Annotated in this window: 8 protein-coding genes; 3 read left to right on the top strand and 5 right to left on the bottom strand. The window is 59.7% G+C overall.

Translation table 11 applies throughout. The features are described 5' to 3' along the window. Positions 1-10: 10 nt before the first annotated feature. Genes OM977_RS04680 through OM977_RS04660 form a run of 5 tightly spaced genes read right to left on the bottom strand, consistent with a single transcriptional unit; the run spans position 11 to position 17234 of the window. Entirely contained in the window at positions 11-1006 is a 996-nt protein-coding gene (locus OM977_RS04680) for a DUF3883 domain-containing protein (protein WP_264356377.1), read from the bottom strand. Between the two features lie 40 nt (positions 1007-1046). Further along, entirely contained in the window at positions 1047-3269 is a 2223-nt protein-coding gene (locus OM977_RS04675) for a 3'-5' exonuclease (RefSeq protein ID WP_264356376.1), read from the bottom strand. After that, positions 3269-9685 (bottom strand): DEAD/DEAH box helicase, encoded by a 6417-nt coding sequence (locus tag OM977_RS04670; RefSeq protein WP_264356375.1) that lies wholly within the window; start codon positions 9683-9685, stop codon positions 3269-3271. The genes OM977_RS04675 and OM977_RS04670 overlap by 1 nt, the downstream gene beginning before the upstream one ends. Further along, complete coding sequence (locus tag OM977_RS04665; RefSeq protein ID WP_264356374.1) at positions 9685-14334, bottom strand: DNA methyltransferase; 4650 nt, start codon at positions 14332-14334, stop codon at positions 9685-9687. The genes OM977_RS04670 and OM977_RS04665 overlap by 1 nt, the downstream gene beginning before the upstream one ends. A 2-nt stretch (positions 14335-14336) precedes the next feature. Then, a complete protein-coding gene (locus OM977_RS04660; protein WP_264356373.1) occupies positions 14337-17234 on the bottom strand; it encodes a DEAD/DEAH box helicase in 2898 nt (965 codons plus the stop codon). 195 nt (positions 17235-17429) lie between these two features. On the opposite strand from OM977_RS04660, the gene OM977_RS04655 reads away from it, so the two are divergent. The 3 genes from OM977_RS04655 (at position 17430) to OM977_RS04645 (ending at position 22217) form a co-directional block, all read left to right on the top strand. After that, positions 17430-18770: a hypothetical protein gene (locus OM977_RS04655; protein WP_264356372.1), complete on the top strand. Its 1341-nt coding sequence runs from the start codon at positions 17430-17432 to the stop codon at positions 18768-18770. Positions 18771-18983: 213 nt separating this feature from the next. Further along, positions 18984-20786, top strand: coding sequence for a DUF262 domain-containing protein (locus OM977_RS04650; RefSeq protein ID WP_264356371.1), 1803 nt, complete (start codon positions 18984-18986; stop codon positions 20784-20786). 126 nt (positions 20787-20912) lie between these two features. Continuing rightward, positions 20913-22217, top strand: a complete 1305-nt coding sequence (locus tag OM977_RS04645; RefSeq protein ID WP_264356370.1) for a hypothetical protein — start codon at positions 20913-20915, stop codon at positions 22215-22217. Positions 22218-22267: the final 50 nt, after the last annotated feature.

Below are 22267 nucleotides of genomic sequence, written 5' to 3'. Positions count from 1 at the left end.
GAAGCGCCGTCTAGTCCAGGAAGTACTCGTAACTCAGCGGCTTCAGGTTTTCTGGGGACGGCCGCCAGTCCGGATACACGCTCATGGCCCCCTTGCCGGTATTGATAGAACCGTCGAGATGACGCTCCCAATCTATATCGGCTACGACAACTAAATCTGTCCTGTCGAATTCGTTTGCGTGAGTTACCTCATTGCGTGTCAGGATGACCTTCCGCACGTACCCCTGCGAGCCCTTGACTTCTACGTGCCGAACTTCGCCACCGCGCACAACCTCGAGGTCGTACGACTCGAATGCGCCGACGTCCTTGACGCTGTATCCGGCTGCTTCGTAGTGGGCTATGGCCTGACGCACGGCCTGCATCTCGATGGCCTTCTTCAGTACAGGATCAGCGCAGTAGCCCGCGTAGCTCTGCTTCACGCCGTTCTGTCCTGCCACCGGGGGCGCCATTAGAGGGCGGTCAAACCCTCCCCAATCGCTGTCAGGCAGGAGGTCGGGGACCGCAGTGACCACCTCAGTGGGCAGCTTGAAGAGATAACCTTGGTTCGGTTTTAGGCCGGTCGTGGGGTGCTTCTGAAACGGGAAATACATCGTGTATCCCGCAGTTTCTGCATAATCTCGTTCAAGCGCGCCTTTGACCCCCAGAATGTCTTCCTGGTGGTCCGCCCGAAGATCTGTCAGCAGATAGGGGCGAGGAAGCGGCGCATACTTCGTCAGCGGAATCGTGTTCGCTGGTTTACCGAACCAGTCCCCTGCCCGGGGCTGCAGCCCTCCGGCCACGATCGAGGCGCCGTACATTCCCGATTTGAATCCCATCCGATTGTTCTTTCCCACCCAGTGGAGAACAACATCGCCGACCCGGACGTCGTGCATGAGATCGTAGCGAGGCGTGTCAGGGGCTATCAGTTCACTCCCCCAGGTGTCGACATTAACCAATTCCATCCAGTACCGCTGCGTGGAATCGCCGTCCCACCATCGGGACTTTCTTGTCGTCGCCGTAAGCGTCATTTCTCCCCCAAATGTTTGTGAATTGCCCTGAAGTATTGAACTACTTTGTACCAAGCAGCTCCGACGGTTTTCCGTTCCACGTCACCACAAGCTCGTCGCGGGCTCGGGTCGCTGCGACGTACAGCAGTGACCTCTCCCGAAGCAAAGCATCATCACGCTCGGCATCAGCTAGGCCCTGAATGGCATGCTTCTGCGGCAGGCTGGACTCGCTGACACCGAAGAGAATGACCTTAGCGAATTCCATACCTTTCGCCCGGTGCATTGTCATGACCACAGGCTCCTCGCCGTCGGCGGCAGCTGCGTCAATCGATCGAACTTCGATTCCACGCTCGTTCAGGCTGCTAACCACCTGGGACTGCTGGTGCTTGGCCCTCACGAGGATGCCGATGGATGCACCGTCGGTTCCCTCTTCCTGCCACCGCCGGATGTGGTCGGCTGCGAGGTCGAGCTCGCTGTTGAGCGACTCAAGGCCCTGGCGGATTGGCTCCGGACCGCTTCGCGCTGAGCGATAGTCGCTGGACTTCTCTTCGCCATCCTCGATGTCGTGGAACTCCGCCCCGGAGAGGAGTTTCACAGCGAAGGCGAGGTTCTGCGCCGTCGTGCGGTAGTTCAGCGTTAGTCGCCGGGAACGGCCAACAATGTGTATGCCAAAGCGGGACAGCGGCACCTTTTGGCCATACAGCCGCTGGTGGGAATCCTCTGCGATGAACAGGTCGTTGGTTCCTTCGACGACCAAGGCCCGCAGCAATAGCCAGTGCCCTGCGTGGAAATCCTGCGCCTCGTCCACAATGACGTGATCCGCCGGCCGCGGTCCCCCGACGGAGGCGCGGTGGTTCAGGGCAGCGGCAGCGAGGGCGGCGATCTCCGCGTAACTGGCCTTGTCCTCCATACGGTTGGAGCGTCGATAGGCCTCGATGATCCGCCACACGGCAATCCGCTTTGGCCGGTTCAGGGCGGTCCCGCGGCCGGCGCGCGAAACCTTCAGATACTCGTCCTTGGTGGTCACCCCGTTGGCTAGAACCACCGAGAGGTATTCCTGCTCCAGGAAAGTGCTGTTGGCCAGCGTGGGGTCCAGGCCGTGGTCTACAGATCCGGCGGCGTAGTCCCAGGCGTCCTTGTCAGTCCGCTTGGTCGTCTGCTGGTCTCCGTTGCCAAACACCAAGTTCAGCGCAGCGGATCGTTCGACGACAGATGCCGCCGACCAGATCTGAAAGGCCAACGAATCGATACCGGCTACACAAACCCCCGGCTTGCCAAGCTTCGTGGACATCGCCAAGGCAGGGTCAAGCTTGGCCATATTAGTGGCCAGCGATTCTGCCAAAGTGGTTGTGTACGTCGTCAGAATGACTCGCACTGGCGGCTTTGCGTCGGCGAGGACTTTGGCGCGGTGCAGAGCGACCACAGTCTTGCCCGTACCCGCTCCACCGGACAGGCGAAACGAGCCGTTGCGGCTCTTCTCTGCATACTGCCGCTGCTCCGGGTGCAGGAACGTGCGCCAGGCTTCGAAGTCACCAAACTCGATGATGTTCTTCAGTTCCTGCGGGTTCTCGCCGATAAACGCAAACTGGATCTTCGATGCCGGGTGTTCCAACGCCTCCCGGATCTTCTCATCGTCGGACTTCGTTTCATCGTCTTCGTACTTGCCGAGCCCGAGCTCTTCTTTGACGTCAGCCAGCGACTTTCCGGCTTCGAGATCGATCAGCGCAATTCCCTGCCACTCGGGCGCGTTGTCCACGACTGCCGAGAATTCCTTCAGTGAACGGGCAGCGATTGCGCGCCGAGCGACCTCCGCATCGATGCCCAGGTCCTCCACCAGATATTCCGGCGTGTAGCCGGCAGAAATCAGACCGTTTACGAACCCCGGCTCAGGATCTGGACTAACAGGCGGCGGAACCACGGTGGTGCCGCCGGGCTCACCGTCGCCGGTGCCCGGCTCCGAGCCCTTAATCAGTTCCACAACACCGTTCACCGGGTTGACCTGGAGCACGCTGGATCGGGCAATCTCTATAGCCTGGTCATGAGGCCACGCTCCGATATAGATGTAATGCGGTTCGCCCGCGGGGTTCAGTCGATAGAGGACGGCCCTGTAGTTCAGATCAACGCGCCCAGTCCGGACCCGTGGGTCCTTCGGCTTGTGCATCGGTTCGATGTGCAGGCCCGGTGCCGTGTCGTCTTCCTGCAGCTTCTCCAAGAAGTTGTAGATTTTCGATTTCAGAGATCCATCAAGCTTGGACTTGCTCTTCATCCACGTTACTAACGGCATTACTTACCTTCCATCACGCTAAGCGAATTGGCCACGTCTGCGGCATCTGGTCCTACGGCGGTCCATCCCGCGTCGATTAGACCCTGAAGGTCCTCGCCGTCCAGCAGGATCCCCATTTTCTGGTCTGGCCAAGCTATCGAGATGACGCTGCCATCCGGCAGTTCGAATCCGAGCTCCGGAACGGGTAGACCGTCGATTGCGGCCAGTTCAATCAGCAACGGCCTCTCATCGTCAGTTGCCATGTCCAGAAGTTCCTGCCATTCCGGGCTGACAGCCGCGGACGACTCTTCCGGCGGCAGCACAACGTCAACGGGGACGGACAGCATGTCGACGGAGCCGATCGTCAGCCCATACCTCTTGAAGGCCATGAGGTTAGACAGCCGGAGCCATTCGCGCCAGTAGAGGTGGTGGTCGTCATCCGCCACGGCTTCCGCGCGGTCGTCGAGGTATAGCCCGACGACAAAGCCTTTGGCGTCCAGAGACTTTGCACCAGCCGACATCACCATGGCCCCGAACCTGTACTGCCAACAATTGTCCTGACCAGCCTCATGAGTGGCGTTCTGACTGACCAGTGCCTCCAAGGCACGCTCTGCAGCGCTGTCGGCGGTGGACTTGAAGGGCTTCTCCATCAGCATGAGCGGAACGACCTCGGCGAAGCGCTCCCAATCCGGCTGTGCGGGATCCTGGATCCACGCCCAGAGCTGGCTCATGGCATCTACGCCAATGAGGTCCAGCAGCCCGGGCTTGAGGCTGAACTGGGCTTGGATCTTCTGAACGCGGTCTAGCTTATGCCAGGCCGGGAACGATGTGGCTCCCTTGCCGAAGGCGTCCACGTCTTCCCATGTGATACCCCACGGAATGATGCCGGCCTCGCGCAGTTTGGCTCGCTTGCCGGCGTCGTCGCCAATGCGGTTGTGGGTGCTGGACGCATGGAAATAGTGACCATCCGTGTAGATGGCGATCTTCGGAATGTTGGGGTCCTGGGCCATGAGGACGAAGTCCGGCCGGGTTCCCAAGATGTCTTCCTGGGGTTCCAGCCACCACTTGTGTTTGCCGCCGGGGAGGCGGAACTCCAGCCGGTCCCCGCGCAGCGCCGGTGTCACCTTGATATGGGCGCCCAGCGTCTGAAGGCGCTCCACGAGAGCCCTCCGGAATTTCAGTTCCAGATGGGACTCCGGGTTCAGGCCGGCTGCCGGCGGGACGGTGGTGGTCTTCCAGTCAGCGAACGACGGCGACTGCTCACCTTCCGCAGGTACCTTGCCGCTGAAGAGGATGTCAGCCAGCAGCCGTTGCGCCGTGATCCGCGAGACCTTGTCTACCAGCCAAGGAGGTGCGAATGGCAGGAGGCAGTTGTGGCAGGCAAGCCGTTCTTCGTTCTTGCAACTGCAGTTGCGCACCACATCCCACGCAGCGTAAAGCAGTTTCCAGACCTTCTCCGGTTCGGCGAACTCAGCCAGGTAACCCGTTCCACCGGGCACTTTGTCATGGAGCAGAAGCGAAATAGCGCTCTCGCCGCCGTCGAGCGGTTCATTGATCTTGACCACGTCGATATGGTCAGGGGCGCCGCCGAGCACGGTACGCAGGCCCAGCAGTAGGCCTGCCGTGAGGCTGGGCACCGCGAAGTCGTCGCCCATAACTGCCGCGGTGGGCAGGCGCAGCGAGACGCCCTGGGTCGTAAGCGTACGGGCGAGCGCCACGTCCTTGACGTTCTCCTCAGACGCTTTGCGGTACTTACACCAGAACCTGTGCTCATCGAAGCTGTTCGCCTTGGCGGACTGGTCCTGCTTACCGCAGTACGAGCACACCCGGAACAGCGGCGCCTTCACGTCTTCGCCGGCAAGAACCCGGGTGGCCGCATTGGAGGCCGTCCGGCCGAGATTCAGCCAGCGAAGCTCCGTGCGGTGAAGGTATTTTGCCCCGAAGTCGATGCCGTCCAGGAACCACTGGCTCGTTACATGCTCGGGGTCAATGTCCGCGGCCACGACCACGTTGAAGCTTTCCTTGACGCGGTTGTCGCTGCGGTCGCCGATGCCGGCCTCGTCCCTTCTGACCTCGGCGGAGACCTTCTTCATCACGACGACGTCGAACGTCTGGCTGACGTCCGCGATGGCGCCGGTTCCGCAACGGGCACAGGCGGTGACCGGCCCCTTGGCGTCTACCTCGGTGTTAGCCCAGCCGCAGGATGGACACATTTGCCATTTCTGGATGTGACTTTGTTGCGGACCTAGGTCCACGGCGTCGATCTTGACCTGAAGACCCTGGGCGTAGAAGGTCGCCCCGGGGGCCAGCTCCGTCAGGGCAATCGACGCGCCGCGCTGGTAGCTGATGCTGTCCGTCCGGAACTCGTTCGTATCCACATCGCGCCAGGTCAGTCCCACATCCAGGCTGACGGAGTCGTCCAGCAGGGTGTAATTGGGCAGCACGCCGTACTCTTCCAAGACCGAAATCCAGTAGTCACCGCGAAGCTCGTGCAGTTGGAACGAAATGAGCTTGAGCGTGGCATAGGCAGTCTTCGGCGCCTGCAAATCGTCGGCCGTTGCAGCATTTGACTTGGCACGTTCTTCAAGCTCGGGTAGCTGGCTGTCGATCTCTTTGCGCCGGGCCTCGAGCTCGGCCACGTCCTGTTCCCACAGGCGTGCGGCGCGGACCAGATGGCGGGCCATGGGGCTGGACTCCCCATCGCTCTGGGGTGTCGCCCAAGTCTTCAGGGACTCCACGGTCGAGTCGGCCAGAAGCTCCCCGTATTGTGCCAAGAACTCCGCCAGGTACTCCCCCGCACATTCGGACGCCTCATCAATGAGATCACCCAGGAAGGTGCCTTTATCGGCGCTGCCGAGCGCCGCCGTCGCCTTCTGCGGGTGTGGGCGGCCGGCATCGCGGGCAAAACGGTCGACGATGTGTGCGGTGTACTGACGCTGCAGGATTTCCTCGGCGTCCAGGAATGTGGCAGGCGGACGCACCTCGCCGTTGATGACGGACAGCGGGTCGTGAAGCTTGGGCAGGTGCTCTCCCCTGCCCCGGACATAGGCCAGCACCAGCGAGTTGCCGGTGAGGCGGCCCGCACGCCCGACACGCTGCAGGTAGGACGCCACGGACGACGGCAGTGAGGCCAGCATCACGCAGGAAAGGTCGCCGATGTCGATGCCCATTTCCAGGGTGGGCGTCGCCACCAGAACGTTTGGGGCCTGCGGGTCATCGGTAGCCGACTTGAATTTGGATTCGTAGTCCAGCCGGGTCTTGTCGTCCAGAAGTGAGGTGTGTTCGCGGGCCACCACGCGCTTCATGTCGCTTGAGCGGTAGAGCGAACGGTAGTAGTTGTCCTCGCCGGAAGCACGCTGGAGAGTACCCGGGCAGCGGATGAACATACACGGTGCACCGTCCAGCTGGCTGATGACTGTTTCCGTGCCGGGCGTTTGGACCTTGCAGGTATCGCAGCTGAGGAAATGCCGCTTGGCGGCCAGGTCCTCGCTGGAAGGGGCCTTCAAGACCAGGCGTTCCGGGGAAATCCAGAAAATCTCTGCCCCGCTCTCCGACTTGGTGGAACCCAGTACGCCGGCATCCAGCAGTTCTTTGAAGAGAGCCTTGGCCAAAAACGCCCCGTCCGCAGCGGCTGTCGAAAGGCAGCGGGAAGCCCACCGGGCATACCAGGAGGCGGTGGATGTGACCGGATCCAGGTTGTCCGAGTTCTTGACTGGCGGACCAATCCGGGGGAATGCAGGGGCCGCGCGGCCCGGCGGGAAGGCGGGCATGCCTTCAGACTTGCGGCGGCCGCCCCAGACCTGCCACCTGTGGCCGTCCTTCTTCAGGTACGGGTCTAGCCACTTGTGGTGGACGCCGCCGCGAATGCGCATGCGCTCGAGTACGCCACGAACCCAGAAGGTTAAATCCTCGGACGACGGGCTGTGTCCGTCAAACGCCGTCTGCTGTTGCACGGAGTCGATAGCTTTTTGGGCGAGGGCGACGATGCGCGCCTGCGAACCAGCGTCCGTCTCCGCCACGACGCTGCCGGTGAGTTCGAGGGTCCTACCGACGCGGGACTGCAGACCGAATTCCAACGATGCATCGAAAAGGAGTCGGGACTTAGCGTTGCTGGTGGCCTTGCGGCGCTCCGTGGCACTGGCGCCGGGCTTCCAGAAAGCGCGGAACTGCTCCCGGTCAACGTAGTCCGGCGCGATCAACTGGTATTTCGCCACAGGGGTCTCTGCATTGGATATTGCGGCATTGACCAAGTCGTCCAGGGTGGTCTCCCCGTCCAAAGCGTTGCGGAGTGCAGAGCGCAGAGACAAGGTGTGGGACCGTGCCTGGACAAAACCGGCCCGGTGCGCCGCGTCTTGAACACTGTCTGTGAAGACGAGTGCCTTCTTCTCATTGGAATTGAGACCCTGCGATCCGAACAGATTGGAGATCGTGACGGAAAGCATGGTGGCAATGGCGCTTCCTAGGAAACGTATGCCGTCCACGGTTTGGCAGGCCGGGCAGGTGTCCCGTTTGGAGTCGTCATCTGCCTCGAGCCCGGTGAGCATCAGCACCGGGAGGATGCGGCCCTCCAGCAGATCGATGTCCTCTCCGTTAGGGGCATCAGACAGGATTTGCCGGTTCTTCGAGTCAAACCATCGGAGGCCTTCGACCTTGGCCTCATCGGCTCCCTTGAAGAGAACTTTGTCCGCCTCGCCCGGTGCGTAAAGCAGAGCCCTAAACCGCCCGCTGCCGGTCATCTTGCCGACGCGGATCTTGGTGTCATCCAGGTCCAGGTCATTGCCGGTGGGGCCCAGCATGACACCCCAGCCGGAGCGTCCGCAGTGCCGGCAGTAGACAGCCGGCTGATACAGCTCGCCATCCTGCTGGACGCCGTCGTCGGACCATCGGAAGCTGCTGGTGGCGTCGACCGCCTTGTCGATCCGGGAGAGCTCCCGGATCCACATGTGGACCTCCACCGACAGCGCCGGACGGCCATAGTCTGCACGGATCTGACTCAGGAAGGAGATGAAGTGGCTAAGGAACTCCATTTGTTCCTCCAGGCGGGCGGCCTGCTCACGCGGACCACCGCTGGTGCTGAAGCCGCCGAAAACGTTCTCCGCTAGCTCGCGCAGCGAGACGGCGTCAGTGGCGTGCTGCAGGACGGCCACAGTAAGGGGCTGCGTCCTTACGGCGTCTAGCAGGTCGTCGGGTCGGTTCCCGAACAGTGCGTCGCCAATGACACGCACGACGGCGGCGTTCGGCTCACCGTCTGCTGCTGTCCGCAGGGCCTCGACTTTGTCGTTCAGTGCGTGCAGCTGGTTCGCGATTTCGTTGATGGACCTGGGTGAATGGTTGGCTGACCCCAATCCGGTCCATTCATCGGAGCTGAGCCGCGCTTCGGTGATCACGCTGTCTTGCGGGAAGGGTTCGCCAAAGACTGTCTGCGCGAACCGCAGCATTGCTTCAGGATCGCCCTTGCCGCCAAGCGTCGCTGAGGTGGCCACCGGCGTGGCACGGCCCAGTGGGCGCTGTCGGTCCTGTTCGGTGAGACCCGAAGGCGAATCAGCGAGATCCGCCGGCCAGTAGCTCTTTAGTGTTAGGCCCAACCGGCGGAGCAGCATTGCCACGTCCGTGCCCTGGGCGCCGTCGTAGGTGTGGAATTCATCGAGCACCACGTACTGCAGCGATGTTGCCGACTGCTCCCAGATGCTTGCATCCTGGTGGCGGAGCAGGAGCATATCCAGCATCTTGTAGTTGGTCAGCAGGATGTCTGGTGCTTCACTTCGGAAGACGTCGCGCTGGTTGATCAGGCCGGCGGCCGAGACTTTGGTCCGCGGCTCGTCGTTCTGGCCGGTGTAGATACCTGCGGTGATCCCGCTGAGTTCAGGGTGGCTGGAGAGCACCTCGGCCAGGCGCTTCGCTTGGTCGTTGGCCAGGGCGTTCATCGGGTAGAGGATCAGGGCCTTCATGCCCTTCACGCCGTTGCCCTTCGCCCGGAGGACGTGGTCAATGATGGGAATCAGGAAGGACTCTGTCTTTCCGGAGCCGGTTCCGGTCGTGACCATGGTCGGCAGCGGCCGTCGGGCCTCGGTGCCGCCAGTTGCGACGTCAGCCTCGGCCGTCGAGCCAAGTGGCACACCGGTGGTTGAGGCTGTCGAAACGGGGTCCGTCGAGGCCCGTTTAGACGACAATCTCTGGAAAGCAGCGGCCTGGTGCCCATACGGCTCGAACCCTTCCAAGTGCCAGTCCAGCGATTCCTCCCAGCTGTCCGCCGCGGGCTTGAAGGGAAGCCGTAACCGAACGTACGGACCCTTAAACAACCCGCTGTCTGCGTCAGAGAGGAACTGCTGGATGGCGCCCCGTGCCTCGTTATCCGTCAGGGCGAACGTGGTGGTGAGGTAGTCGGAAAGACCTTGGCGTAGGTCATCAGCCTGGAAAGCGGGCAGCAGTTCCGCCATTAGTTCATCTCTTCCATTAGCTTCGTGAAGTGGGCATGTGCTTGCCGCATATCGGCCTCACGGTCAAAACCCACAAACGGGAGCTCGTATACGTACGTATTCCCTGCTGAGTTAGTTGCCGTGCGCTCCTCCGAGCTCAACTTGCCGTCCTGCAGGCGGAACAGCCTGTTGATATCGTTCGGCACCTTGCGACCATGGGGATCGTATAGGTCGCTTCGCTCATATCCTTGCAAGACGGGAAACTGCGTACGGTAAATCGTGCACAATTCATCCGCCGTGACGCCTAACATCAGACTCGTCAAGGCATCGATGTCCACAAGAGCTTGGCGTCGTTCTTGCGCCCGCCGGAACGCAATATCTCTGGACCATGGCTTCCCCGTAAGGGTCTGCCAGATTTCAGCAAAATCACGTGTTAAACACGTCAGGCGCAATACGCGGTCGGAGACTAGATGACTCAGCGCGTGCCCCTGAATAAATGGCAGCTTGTCAATCAGATCAGGGTTAATTTTGGAGGCGCCGGCAACCTTTACAGCGAAGTCGGCAACCAAAGAGGCCATGAATCCCGAAAGGAGAACCACCTCAGAAATTCTTTCGACATCTGCCAGTCCGCCAGTGTGTACGTTATCGACGTGCATTGCATGCGGGAGCGTCAGCGCTGAATGCAGCGTTCTCGAGCCGGTAACGGCTGCCATTCGACGCCATGCCACTCGCACACACGACCGCGATGCCACTCGGGCGCCGTCCGCCCGAGTCCATGTAGAATCTCCCGAATCATAGACCGATTTCTCTACGGCCCGCTGGTAGCTTGTGCGAGGAATATATCGCTCCGGGAGTGACTCCAGGTCAATTTCAGACCAGTCAAGATTGTTCTTCATCGTGGGGTTTGGTTCTTTAGCAAATGGCGTTGCGACGGTAAAATGGGGTCCTTGCAGAATCACGTCGTTCCAGCTCTTCGGGACGGCGGAGCCGACATCAAAAAAACCCTTCTTACGGTCAGCGGTTTCGTGCCATCCCGAGGCGTACTCCAGTCCAAGTTGGCGGACTCTTGGTGCACGAGAAAGCTTCTCCAAAACGCGGGCGCTATCAACGTTAACCGGGTAGAGCATGCGGGCCTGCAGCGCTGGCGTTCCGGGTTCATCCAGCATGTCGGCCCATATTTTCAGCACCTCGCCATCAACATGGATGATCCGCTCTTTGTGTGGCCGCAGGTCCCAGTTCCCGTTAGGATCCTTGAGCCCAGGCACTGCGCCGAAGCCCTTGTGAACCAGTGAACGCTCTACAGTATCCGGATGGTAGAGGGATGACGCCATTTGAAACGCTGGGGTTTCATGCCGTTTGCCATATATGTGAACGCCGTAACTAACCAGATGATGGATCTCAAAGAGCGATAGCTCGTTGATGAACTGCCAATGTCGACGAAGTCTTCTGTAAGTCTCGGATCTTAAGCAAGCAGCTTTCTTCTCCGTGAAGTGAGATTCCGGATGAACTAGCCCAACCACTCCTGAGCTCTTGCTCGATTTCCAGGTGCGGTGCATAAAACATCTGTATAAGTCGGGCTGAAGTCCCATCAGTACTGGATAATCAATGGACCCAAAATACTCCTTCGAGGAGCACACTGCCGCGGCCCCATCTACCAGCAGGTCGGCTACGCCGGGTAACGCAAGTGTGGATTCTCGTCTACGATGCACTTCCATTTGAGATGGCTTGGAAGTGAGCTGCCACCACGGATCGCCTTCGGCCAGAAGCGGTGCCTCATCAAAGACCGGCCGAACCCAGGGCGGGTTTCCAACTTGCAGATCGAATCCCCCCCGGGCGAATACTGAAGCGAAATCGAGTTCCCAATGATGGAAGCCTTGGTCGGCCGCAACCGCCTCGCAAACGGACAGCCAAAGATTGGCCTCCTTGACGGAGGTTATGTCACCGGCTTTGGCGAAGGAAAGGTCCAGGTCTTCGGCCGTGTTCAGGTCATCCCAAGCGCCCGCGTCCAAGATACTCGTCTGATTTTTCCACAATTTCTTCTTTGTGGCTGCATTCGATTCCGGTGCTGGCGTTCCCAAAATAGCTTCAAGTCCACAGATCCATTCCTCTAAGGTCGGAGGCAACGCGCCGGAAGTCATCCTGTCGGTTAGAGGCCAGAACCAGAGCGCGTTCCAGGCATCCATGACACGTCGCAGGCGTTGGTACGCGCCATTCGGGTCGCTGAGCTTCTGCTCAATTTCGTGCCGAGAAACGGGCAGCTCGGAAGTATTGGTGTCGGAATTCTTGCCGAAGTAGTTGATATCGCGACGGGCTTCCGACTCCGCGACTTCAAGTCGTCGCAAGGTAAATTGCCAGAGCGTCTCCACACGGCGTCCCAGGTTCGCCAAACGGTCGACTTGGGTTTTAGACGGTTTCGTCTTGATCCGGTTGCGCCAAGCTTTAAGGTCCTTCTGCGCATCACCCGCGATTTCTTTCACTTCTTTAGCTTCGGCCGCCGCACCCCAGCCTGCCGCTGGCAGCAAGAAATGGTGAATTCTTCCGACAACGTTAGGATCGTCAGACTCGCTCGCTATGGCTTCGGCGAGACCTGAGAGGGGAGCATCCGCCGGGACGCTCGTCAACCATGACTTGTCGTTGACTGAGGCTCGCGAATAGGTGGCGCGGCGCGCGCCGATCAGTGAGTTTCCTCGACGAAGGTGCAGTCCAAACCACGGGGCCTGCAGCCCGGCGACCATCGTGTCCAACCAGAGAGACACTTCGGCCAGTTCCACGGCTGTTGAGTTAAGATCCACGCCATAGACTTGGTGCAGGGCAATCTGAGCCTTAACCTTCTGCAATTCGACCGCGTAGTTCTCGGCAGGAATTGTGCGTCCAAGCTCGGTCTGCTTCAGCTTCAGGTACGCATCTGCTAGCTGACGGACAGCCTCGATGGCGAATGCGCCTGAACCCAGTGCAGGTTCACAAACGGTCAGTTTCAGAATCTCGTCCGCTGGAGTTTCATCGAGTTTTTTACCAAGGAGCTCCTCCAACGCCTGAGACACAACAAACCTGGTTAGAACTTCCGGCGTGTAGTACGAGGCTGACTGCTGACGTTCACGGCCGGCGAGCCGGAAGACAAAGGTGCCCTTTTCGTGGAGAACAGGCTCCAGCTCCCCCGTGACCTCATTCGTGGTAGTCACGAAATGTTTGCGCTCTATCGATTCAGAACGCTCCACAGGTACGACCCAAGAACCTTTGGAGGAGTCTCCGTCCTTTGCGACCTCGTGTAGATCCGTCTCGGCAATAAATCCCGTGTACGACATGAGGCCCTCGTACACGGCACCTAGCTGGTTGACCCCCAGTTCGGCGTAGGAAATGAAGCCGCGGTCTTTTCCTTTGACTTCCTTGCTCAGGAGAAGGTGTCCCAAGACCTTTTGTAAGGCTGCATTACTCAGCCCTACAAGGTCGATATCCGCCATCGCATTGGGGTCGAAAAGGTCGGCCTTGAGGCTGTCGAAGTGCAGGCCCTGATCCCCTTCAGCCGGCGTTGAGGAGTCGGCCAACGGGTTCAACTCCGTACCTGGGTCAATCGACGGCTGATGGCCTTGATCGACTAGGCGGAAAAGGGTGCCGAGGGACTGGTAGATATGGGTTCCAGACCTCGCGCGCTGCGACTCGGGCACATTGAGAGCGAGCCCGCGCAGCCGATCCAACCCGTAGCCCTCGTTGTACTCACCGACGCCGACGGGCAGGACACCCATCTCCGGAGAGGCTTCGGCATACAGCAGGAACAGGATTCGATATAGGTAGCGCAGTGACTGGCGGGCAAGGATCTGACCGTCGATTTCGTCCAAGGGAAGGCCCACAGCCTGGCGTCGTTGCAGGACGTCATTGGCGATGATTTCTATGGAGAGACGAATGCCCTCCCGAAGATCCTTGGACACACCGATGGTGTGTTTGACGGAGCTTTCCAAGATCTGGTTCCACCAGATGGATTCACTGGCGTCCGGAAGCAACGATTCGCGCCCGAAGATGGCGAGGATGCGGTCGATTTCGCCGCCGCGCTTTGTGTCATTGCGTTCGCAGGCCAGCAACAGGTCTGCAGCCAGATAACGACCCTCCGCCCAACGTTCCCGCTCCGTCAGCAGCAGCCATCGACCCCCGAAAACCACAATGAACTGAGGCGGCTCGTCGGTCCGGTAGAGCTCGGAGACAAGTTTCGGCGCCGGCAGTTCTGTTTCCTTGTCATCGATGAAGGCAGGAGCCAGCATCCTAGAGCTGCCCTTGGCCGAATCCAGGAGGTTTTCTACGGACTCGACAGGGCGACTCTCAAGAAAGAGTACGTCGCCGTTCTCAGACTTCCACACGTTGGAAACCCGCACTGAGGTGCCGGCCCGGTCGGAAGTGAGCTCCGCCGTCGTTCCCTTAAACCCAAGCGCCTCACGCACCTTGTGATATACAAACGATGCCTTGCTTGGCTCTTCGAGAAGCTCCGCAAGTTCAACCTGGAATGTGCCGCGTTCGCCGAGAAAGCGCTTCAGCACGGACTCCTGGCCTTCCTTGGCCTGCTCGTCCCATTGCTTGCGGAGTTTGAGCACCTCAGATTGGAAGGACTCCTTCGTGGAGTCTGTGGTGAAGTAGTGCTCGCTGATCCAGTCTTCGCCAACGACGATGGAATCAAATGAGGGCATGGTTAGTGGGCCCCTTCAACTGCGGTAATTTCGGGCACGATGACCAGAAGCGGGCGGACGAGGCGCTGCGACGGCGCGAGGGAGGCAGCAATCCGCTGCTCCTCCTGGATGCGTTCGCGCTGTTTTTTGAGAGCGGACTTGCTCATGCCGGGGAGGTGCTGTTCCAGCGAGGATTCCTGCCAGTGATCCGCACGGTCCTGCCAGCCGGCAAGACGCTGTTCCGCTGCCTGCTGTGCCGCTGCGAAGGTGGCCTCGAGGGTTTCTGACGTGTTCTCAACCGCGACCGGGACGAGCTGCTGAAGCTGACCGACGTTGGCTATAGCGCCGGGATTGATCGCATTGGCCGTGAGTGCCGCGGCTTTCAGGTAGGCGCCCAGATCGTCGAGTGTGTCGACCAGACAAAATGACGGATTGTCCGGGTTAGGGAAGTCCGCGGTGAAGAACGCTTTGGAGACGACCTGGCCGCGCTCGTTCATGAGCGTGCCCATCAGGAGGACGGTGGCATTCTCGACATTTCCCCGGACCGCGAGGACTTCGCTCCGGGACAGGGAGGCCAGGGCCTTGTCGCTGGCCCATTCGAGCACCGGATGAAGCGGACCCAGGAAGTGGGCTTCCGGCCAAGTCGTGGTCTTCTCCCCTGCAGTGGGCTGCGCAGCACGGGCGCGTTCCAGTTCCAGCTTGCCGGAGATTGCAGTGGTGGCGAGCTTCATCTTCTTGGTCACGGCCCGGTCCGAGAGGTAGGACTGCGGGAGGTATGCGAGCCGGTGCTGAAGGTCGCGCGGGGGTTCCAGTTCGGCAACGGAGTGCTCTTTGTGAATGGTCCAGGCGACGCCGTTGTTGCTCAAGCTGGCTTCCGGTGTCACGAATGCTTCCCGGAGGGCCTCATCCAAGTAGTCGAGGTCCGTGGCGTAGAGACCGATCTGGGTTTCGGTCGGGACGTCATTCTTGGCGGGTACATCGGAGGCAAGGCTTTCGAAAAAGGCATCAAAATCGTCACCACTTGTGACGTCTTCAGGGCTGCGGAGGACTTCGTGGACCGATTTCTTCTTCATAAGCACATCTCGGATGGCTTCCTCTTCGCGGGCAACGCTGTGGGCGCCCATCAGTGAGGCCACATCCTGTAGCACCGTGTGTGCCTCGTGTTCACGTTCCATTACCCGGGTCAGGACCTTGAGGTCGCCGCGGAACTGGCTGTTGTCCGGCTCGAGAAGTAGCGTGGTGATTTGGGGAGGGAACTTCTGCCCGTAGCGGTCGATGCGGCCGTTGCGCTGTTCGACGCGGATCAGGCTCCACGGGATGTCGAAGTGGATCAGGTGGTGGCACTGGGCATGCAAATTGACACCTTCGGAGGCGACGTCGCCGGTGACGAGGACGCGGATGTCCGAGGACTCCCGTTTGAAGCCGTCAATGATCTCTAGTTGATCGACGTCACTCAGCCCCCCGTGGAGGATGGCGACGTTTGTTGCCTTGAGACCGAGGTCTGCCGGGAGCTTTTCCTGGAGCCACTTGAGGGTTGGAACCCGCTCAGCGAAGATCACCGCCCGCATGGGTGATTTTTTGCCGACGCCGATTTCTTGAAGGTAGTTCACCAAGGCTTCGTATTTGGCGGACTTTCCCGCAAGCGAGGCCTCCGTCAGTTCTTTCAGGCGCTTTAGCGCCTCGGCTTCCTTTGCCTCGCCAGCCAGGGCACCGCCGTCGAGCTTCTTCAGACGTTCCTGTACCGTCTCCAGCAGCGCCGCCGGGCTCGATAGGAAGGCTTTTGCCAAGGTCCACGGGAACAAGCCGCCGTTCTGTCCCGAATATGGAGAGGTGCCCGCTTGGGGGTACAGCCAGGTGTCAGCCAGCTCGTCTGCAACGTCGTTCTCTTCCGGTGACGCTGGGATCAGTTTGTTGTCTGGTTCGAGCCGCTCCGCCCAGTCAGCGCCGACTTCGCTGGCGACCTCGGGGCTGTGGCGGTGCCGGCGGATGATCAGATGCTCGATGTCCTTCTGCTCGAAGGTGCCATCCGGCCGGACGACGGTGGGGTCCAACAGCCGGAGCAGCTCAGCGAACGAATCGTTCTTGCCGTTATGCGGGGTGGCGGAGGCGAGAATCAGGGCCTCCGTATTGGGGGCCAGGACGCGCGCGAGCTCATTATTCTGGGTGCCCGAGTTGGTGAGGTTGTGGGACTCATCGATGACGACCGCGTCCCAGCGCAGCTTCTCCAGATGGGCGCGGTAGCGGGCGCTCTTCAGCGTGTCGATGGAGATGATAGCGCGCTTGAAATACGTGAACGGGTTCCGAGTGCCAGGGAGGATCTGGCGGACCTTCTGGATGCCGGCCGAGTCCAAGCGGACAAAGGGAAGCGCGAAGCGGCACCAAAGCTCGTGCTGCATCTGCTCCAGGACGTGCCTTGGTGTCACGATGAGGATGCGTTCCCCGCGGCCACGCTTGACCAGCTCGCTGAGAATCATCCCGATCTCGAGCGTCTTGCCCAGGCCAACGGCGTCTGCGATCAGGATGCGCGGGCGGACATTGCGACTGTCCAATGCTTTGGCTACCGCGATCCGTTGGTAGTTGAGGCTGTCGGCGAGCATGCGAGTGGAGACACCGAGCTTGGGGTCATTGAGGGGTGCCGGCGTCTTGCGCAGAGTGGATTCGAGCCAGAGGCGAGCCCGGCGGTAGTTCGGGCTGCTGTCTGCGACGACCTTGGAGTTCCGTGGGTCCACTACTTCGATCGTGTCCAGCGCGGAGTAGAACGCTGCCGTGGTATCACGGACGAGTTCACTCAGGCCTTGAACTCTTACGAGCGTCCCGTCGACGGATTTCTCGGCGCTGGTTACAAGCCACTCCTCGTCACGGATGTGCACCACCGAACCGGGCGCGACATTGAGTTCCCGGTTTACGGCTGTATGTGTCAAGTCCTGCTCCTGTGCTTAGTTCATCCCCATACCATCAGCTGCGCTCGCGTATGCCGCTCATAGGCTGGTGGTCAACCAAACATACTAGACCGGAGGCCGTAACTTCGGGGACGCCGCCTCAGACACGTGGCAGCCGCCGCGGCACGTCATTTCGTGCCAAACTTTGTTCAAATTTGACGATTGAGAGCAGGCAGCATGCACCCCGGAAACACTGGCTCGTGGCCCCATTCAACCGATTTCGAGGGCGAACTGCCCGAAGTGGTGTTGCGGTTTATTGAAACTCGTCACCTAGGAGCTGAACAAGGGTTGCTACTAGCCCGGTGTTCCCCTTTGGAAGGAGAGCCACAGCGCAGCACCGTCTCCTACCGGAGAAATGGTGCCTGGATCGAGCCCTCCCCCGACGAAGATAAGGACAAGTGGTTCTTCGAGGGCCCCGAATCTGCGAGTGCAACAGAGTATCCGCAGTTCTTTGATCTCCTCCCGCGTTTCGAGGGAACGGTGGCCGCGCACCTCCATGAAGCAGCCATCGAATGGTTTGACAGCCATGCTCGCGAAGTGAGTTGGGACATTCGGCCAGAGGTCTTCTGCTCGGAATCTCCCCGCCTTGAAGTTTGCTTCCTGCCGCAGTCGCGCTGCCGAATTGAGTTAGTGACGGAGCAAGCTATCTGGCACCGCACCCCGGATGCAGGCTGGAAGCTTGAGAAAAGTTTGACAATTCAGGACTTTCTCCAGAGGTCCGCCGTTAATGGCGTCGCAGACAGGCATCTTCAGGCAGCTTGGGATTTTCGGCCTGAAATCGAGGATGAACATGAGGGGCGTGGGCCAAGGCATGACGAGGCCCTCGGTGTCGCGATGGCGATTGGCGCATCATTCCCGATCATTCCAACTTTTGATTCCCACCTCCTGTTCTTGGAGGAAGAGTCTGCGCTCGACTGGCAGTCCGCACAGCACCTACTAGCAGCTTCCGCCAAGGCCGGATTCTTGTGCAATGAGGATGGCCAAGCAACAGAACTCGTCGTCCGACGAGGCACGAACGAATGGGTTCGCAAGCATTGCAGCTGGATGCGGACCCAGAATCAGGTGAGTTCTCAACGGCGCCTCGAGGAAATGGACTTGTCTCGTCTGCCAGATGCCGTCCGTTGGTGGGATACGGTTCCAGGGCCAGTTCCTCTATACGAGACACGTTGGTATTCGACTTCAGATTCCGTCTCATTCGTCACAGATGTGGACCCCTATGAATCACGAGACTTTCCCCTGATAGATCTCGTCCTCGGCGCGATTGACGATGGATCCGGCTTGCGGCGTCGCTCTGGTCATTGGGAAGAGGACCACATAGGCGCACTGGACATAGAAAACCACATGCCTGCAGATGAGGGCGACCTGCGTCCCTGGGGCGGTCAGTACCTGTACGTCCTCAGCCACTACGCAGCCGCTTTGGCACTCGAGTTCTGGGACTTCGGGCGTCGCGACTGCTCCAAATACGACTTCATGTGGTCCGATTTCGCGCAGTGGATGGCATGTCGTAGGAAAAACTGAGCTCGAGGTGGCCATGCGTTCTCGCTCCTGAGGCGCAGCTGATATCCGGCCAGTACCTATTCGTGCTAGCTACGCGGGCCCCAGCACGCCCCTCACCGGCTCTTGGACTACAGTCATCCTAGGATTCCCATCCACTAAGAATTTCAACCAGGGGGAACTTTGCAGGCCGATACCTACGCATTGAGATCAGTTCTTGGCTTTGAGCGGAGGTACGTGATCCCCACTTTTCAGCGGGACTACGAGTGGACACTTGAAGGACAATGGAAGCTGCTCCATGAGGATCTCTTGTCCGCTGCCGAACGGCTGCAGAAAGCCCGGAGTCAAGCCGATGCCCTGGGTGAGCCGAGGGCTCGTGCCGACAAGACCGTGACGCCCCATTTTTTGGGAGCGATAGTTTGTGAGCAACTGCCGTCGTCGACGGGCGGCGTGGACCAGCGCGCCGTTATCGATGGGCAGCAGCGCTTGACGACACTACAGCTTTTAGCCCGGGGCATTCTCGACGTCCTGCAGGAAAAGGCGTCCCCGCGAGCGTCGCAAATGCGGCGGTTGATCAAGAACCCAGCGGATGTGGCCACAGAACATCTAGACCAGTACAAGCTGTGGCCCAGGCGTAAAGACCGTGAGGTTTGGCCCGACGCCGTTTCAGATGAAATTCCTTCCAGCAACGGGCACCCCTATCTTTCCGCACGAAAGTTTTTTGCTGATCAGACACGCCTCGCGGTCGATGCGGATCCCGATGGTGAACTGCTGGATGCCGTCGTCGATACGTTATTGGGTCTGTTCAAACTTGTAGTCATAGACCTCGAAGACAATGACGACGCTCAGGTCATTTTCGAAGTGCTCAATGGACGTCAAACCCCGCTGTCGGCAGCTGACTTGGTAAAGAACCTGCTGTTTCTTCGCGGCGATCTGCGTGGCGAAGTGGAGCTCGACACACTGTACGACCGGTATTGGGCTCCCCTGGACGAAGCATGGTGGAAGACCACAGTTGGTACCGGCCACGCCGCCCGTGGACGTCGTGATGTTCTACTATCCGCTTGGCTGACTGCTGTCTCGGGGCAGGAAGCGGCCGTTGGTCACCTGTACGGGCAGGTTCGTGCGTACTTGGCTGCCAATAACAGAGCTACTGAGACTGTACTCAAGGAACTCAGCGAGTATGCGGAGGCGTACGTCACTGTCTACCATCCAGAACGAGCAGAGTCCGCTACCTTGGCACAGGCCTACGCCCGGCTCGACCGGATTCGTGTTTTGACCGCCGTGCCACTTCTCCTATGGCTTCGTACTCTTCCGGTCGACGTATTTCCGATCTCTGACCACGAGATCGCTGTGGGCGCGATCGAGTCCTGGGTGATGCGTCGTATGGTCACAGGGGCAAACACTAGGGGATATGGCACGTTCTTTGTGGATGTGCTGAAATCGGCCCAAGCTGCGCACGTTGAGGGGCGCAGTATTTCTGATGCCGTCACGGCTTACATGAGCTCTGCGTCCCAAGGGTTGGCTTGGCCAACCGATGATGAAATTACATCCTCCTTTGCCAATAACAAGTTCTATAACTCCTTCACACAGGAGAGGATCCGGCTCGTTCTGGGTGCAATCGACAAGCAGCTTCAGTTAGAGAACCCGCGCACAGAGCCAGCGAAGTTTGACTATGAGCAACTGCAGATTGAGCACATCCTGCCCTCGTCATGGCAATCTCACTGGCCCCTAAACATAGACGATCCGGCGCAACTCGAGCTAGCGTCGCAGCAGCGACATTCTGCCGCCCACCGCATCGGAAACCTCACCCTCGTAACGTCCAGGTTCAACCAAGGAGTTTCAAACTTCGGGTGGGACATCAAACGCCCCGAGTTCGCTTTGCAGTCCGGCCTCCAACTCAACAAGCCACTCGCTTCCTCAGCGTCTTGGGACGAAGCCTCGATCCAAACCCGGGCGCGTCAGCTCGCAGAAGTCGCTTGCCGGGTGTGGCCCCGGGTCACGCCCGTCGGAACCCCAGTCGAAACTGCGCCGCTCGACTGACGAGCGACGGGTATGCCTCTTGCACAACAGGACGGCTAGTAAAGACATGGAGGTAAAGGTAAAGGTCTGTGCTCTGGGTCATGATTGTGCAGCAATACTAAGCAGCACATGGGTTAGGGGACCGAAGTGACTTTTGAATGGGCTGTCGTATTGGGGGCGATTTCCGTCGTCTGTCTCTTTATCGTCTGGGTAATGCGCCGAAGCAAGGCCTTAGAAAAAAGCCACGTCACCTCGGACGCTCGCATGGCTGCACTTGCTCACCATCCAAGAACTGACGGTCCGTTCCAGGAAGGCCCAAGGCCCGCGCATCCCACGCAGCTCAAAGTTGCACCCGCCGTTCTGGTCGGACTGGCCGTGGACGGGGAGGGGCTCGCCGCAGTGGCGACTCCGGAAACGCAAGACCTTTTCACGGTGACTGCGAACAGGCCGACCGCAAAACAACCGACTGGTGGAGTGGGCACCTTGCCAACTCCTTCTGTCCCCGTGCCGCGGGCTCCGGCAGACCCCGATCAAACACGACCGTGGAGTGTCGAGGAAGGGCAGCGATTGTTGGCCGGCTACAGAAAAGGTGATTCAATCGCGGTTCTATCCCGGACGTGCGGTGTCACCGGCCGTGCGGTGGTCTACGAGCTCAGCCGCCAACTTCTAGAACCTATCGGTCGGATGGTCGATTCGACCGCTCCGAAGTTCCAGACCGCGTGGAGTACCGGAGAGCTAAAGATCCTAGATTACTACTACTCGAGCGCCGTGAGTTTGCCCAACATCGCTCGCAATATGCAGCGCGACCAGTTCGAGGTTGCGTTCCAGCTTTTCGCAAATCAAATCCCCCGGGTGCCCACGGGCCTCGTCCTGTCCCCGGAGACGAATGGTTTCCCCGGGGGCCATGCACCCGAATTGTCCATGACAACCTATAACGAATCACCCATCGAGAAAACACTCCAGACCGGCGGCAGCCCAGAGAGTTTCCGGTCTTACGAAGCGGACCCGCCGGTCTCAAGCCTATTTCGCCACGACGCGGACAGTACACCTGCTATGAGCGCTGTCATCGGCCGTGCCGATCCAAGCAATGACTCAGACGACAACCGAAACTGGTCGTCAACTGAGCTGACTCGATTGCTTCACCTCTACGCCGACAACGAAGACATGGAGATTGCGGACCTCGCTCGTCATTTTGGTACAACAAGTCGTTCAGTCGTAATCGCACTGACCAACCTCATCTTGGAGCCGCGGGGTCCACTTGAAGATGAAAACGTTCCAAAATGGCGGCGAGCTTGGACCCATCAGGACGTCGACGACGTACACGATTTGTTCCGGACGGGCGCCGCGCTTCAAACAATTGCCCAGGCGGTAGGTCGTGATCAGCTTTCTGTAGCCTTTCGGCTCCTAAGGGACCGACTCCCGGAGGTCCATTGCATTTCTGAGGACTTCTAGCCTGTGTCGCCTCGGCCTTCGGCCGAGCAGCAGTAGTGATTTCGGGGGCT

This window comes from Pseudarthrobacter sp. MM222 (assembly GCF_947090775.1).
Classification (GTDB): Bacteria; Actinomycetota; Actinomycetes; order Actinomycetales; family Micrococcaceae; genus Arthrobacter.
This window is presented reverse-complemented; position numbering and strand designations above follow the sequence as displayed.

Bases quoted from the DNA above. Each gene is read 5' to 3' on its own strand.
- OM977_RS04680 (WP_264356377.1), bottom strand. From the start codon at position 1,006: ATGACGCTTACGGCGACGACAAGAAAGTCCCGATGGTGGGACGGCGAT.
- OM977_RS04675 (WP_264356376.1), bottom strand. From the start codon at position 3,269: ATGCCGTTAGTAACGTGGATGAAGAGCAAGTCCAAGCTTGATGGATCT.
- OM977_RS04670 (WP_264356375.1), bottom strand. From the start codon at position 9,685: ATGGCGGAACTGCTGCCCGCTTTCCAGGCTGATGACCTACGCCAAGGT.
- OM977_RS04665 (WP_264356374.1), bottom strand. From the start codon at position 14,334: ATGCCCTCATTTGATTCCATCGTCGTTGGCGAAGACTGGATCAGCGAG.
- OM977_RS04655 (WP_264356372.1), top strand. From the start codon at position 17,430: ATGCACCCCGGAAACACTGGCTCGTGGCCCCATTCAACCGATTTCGAG.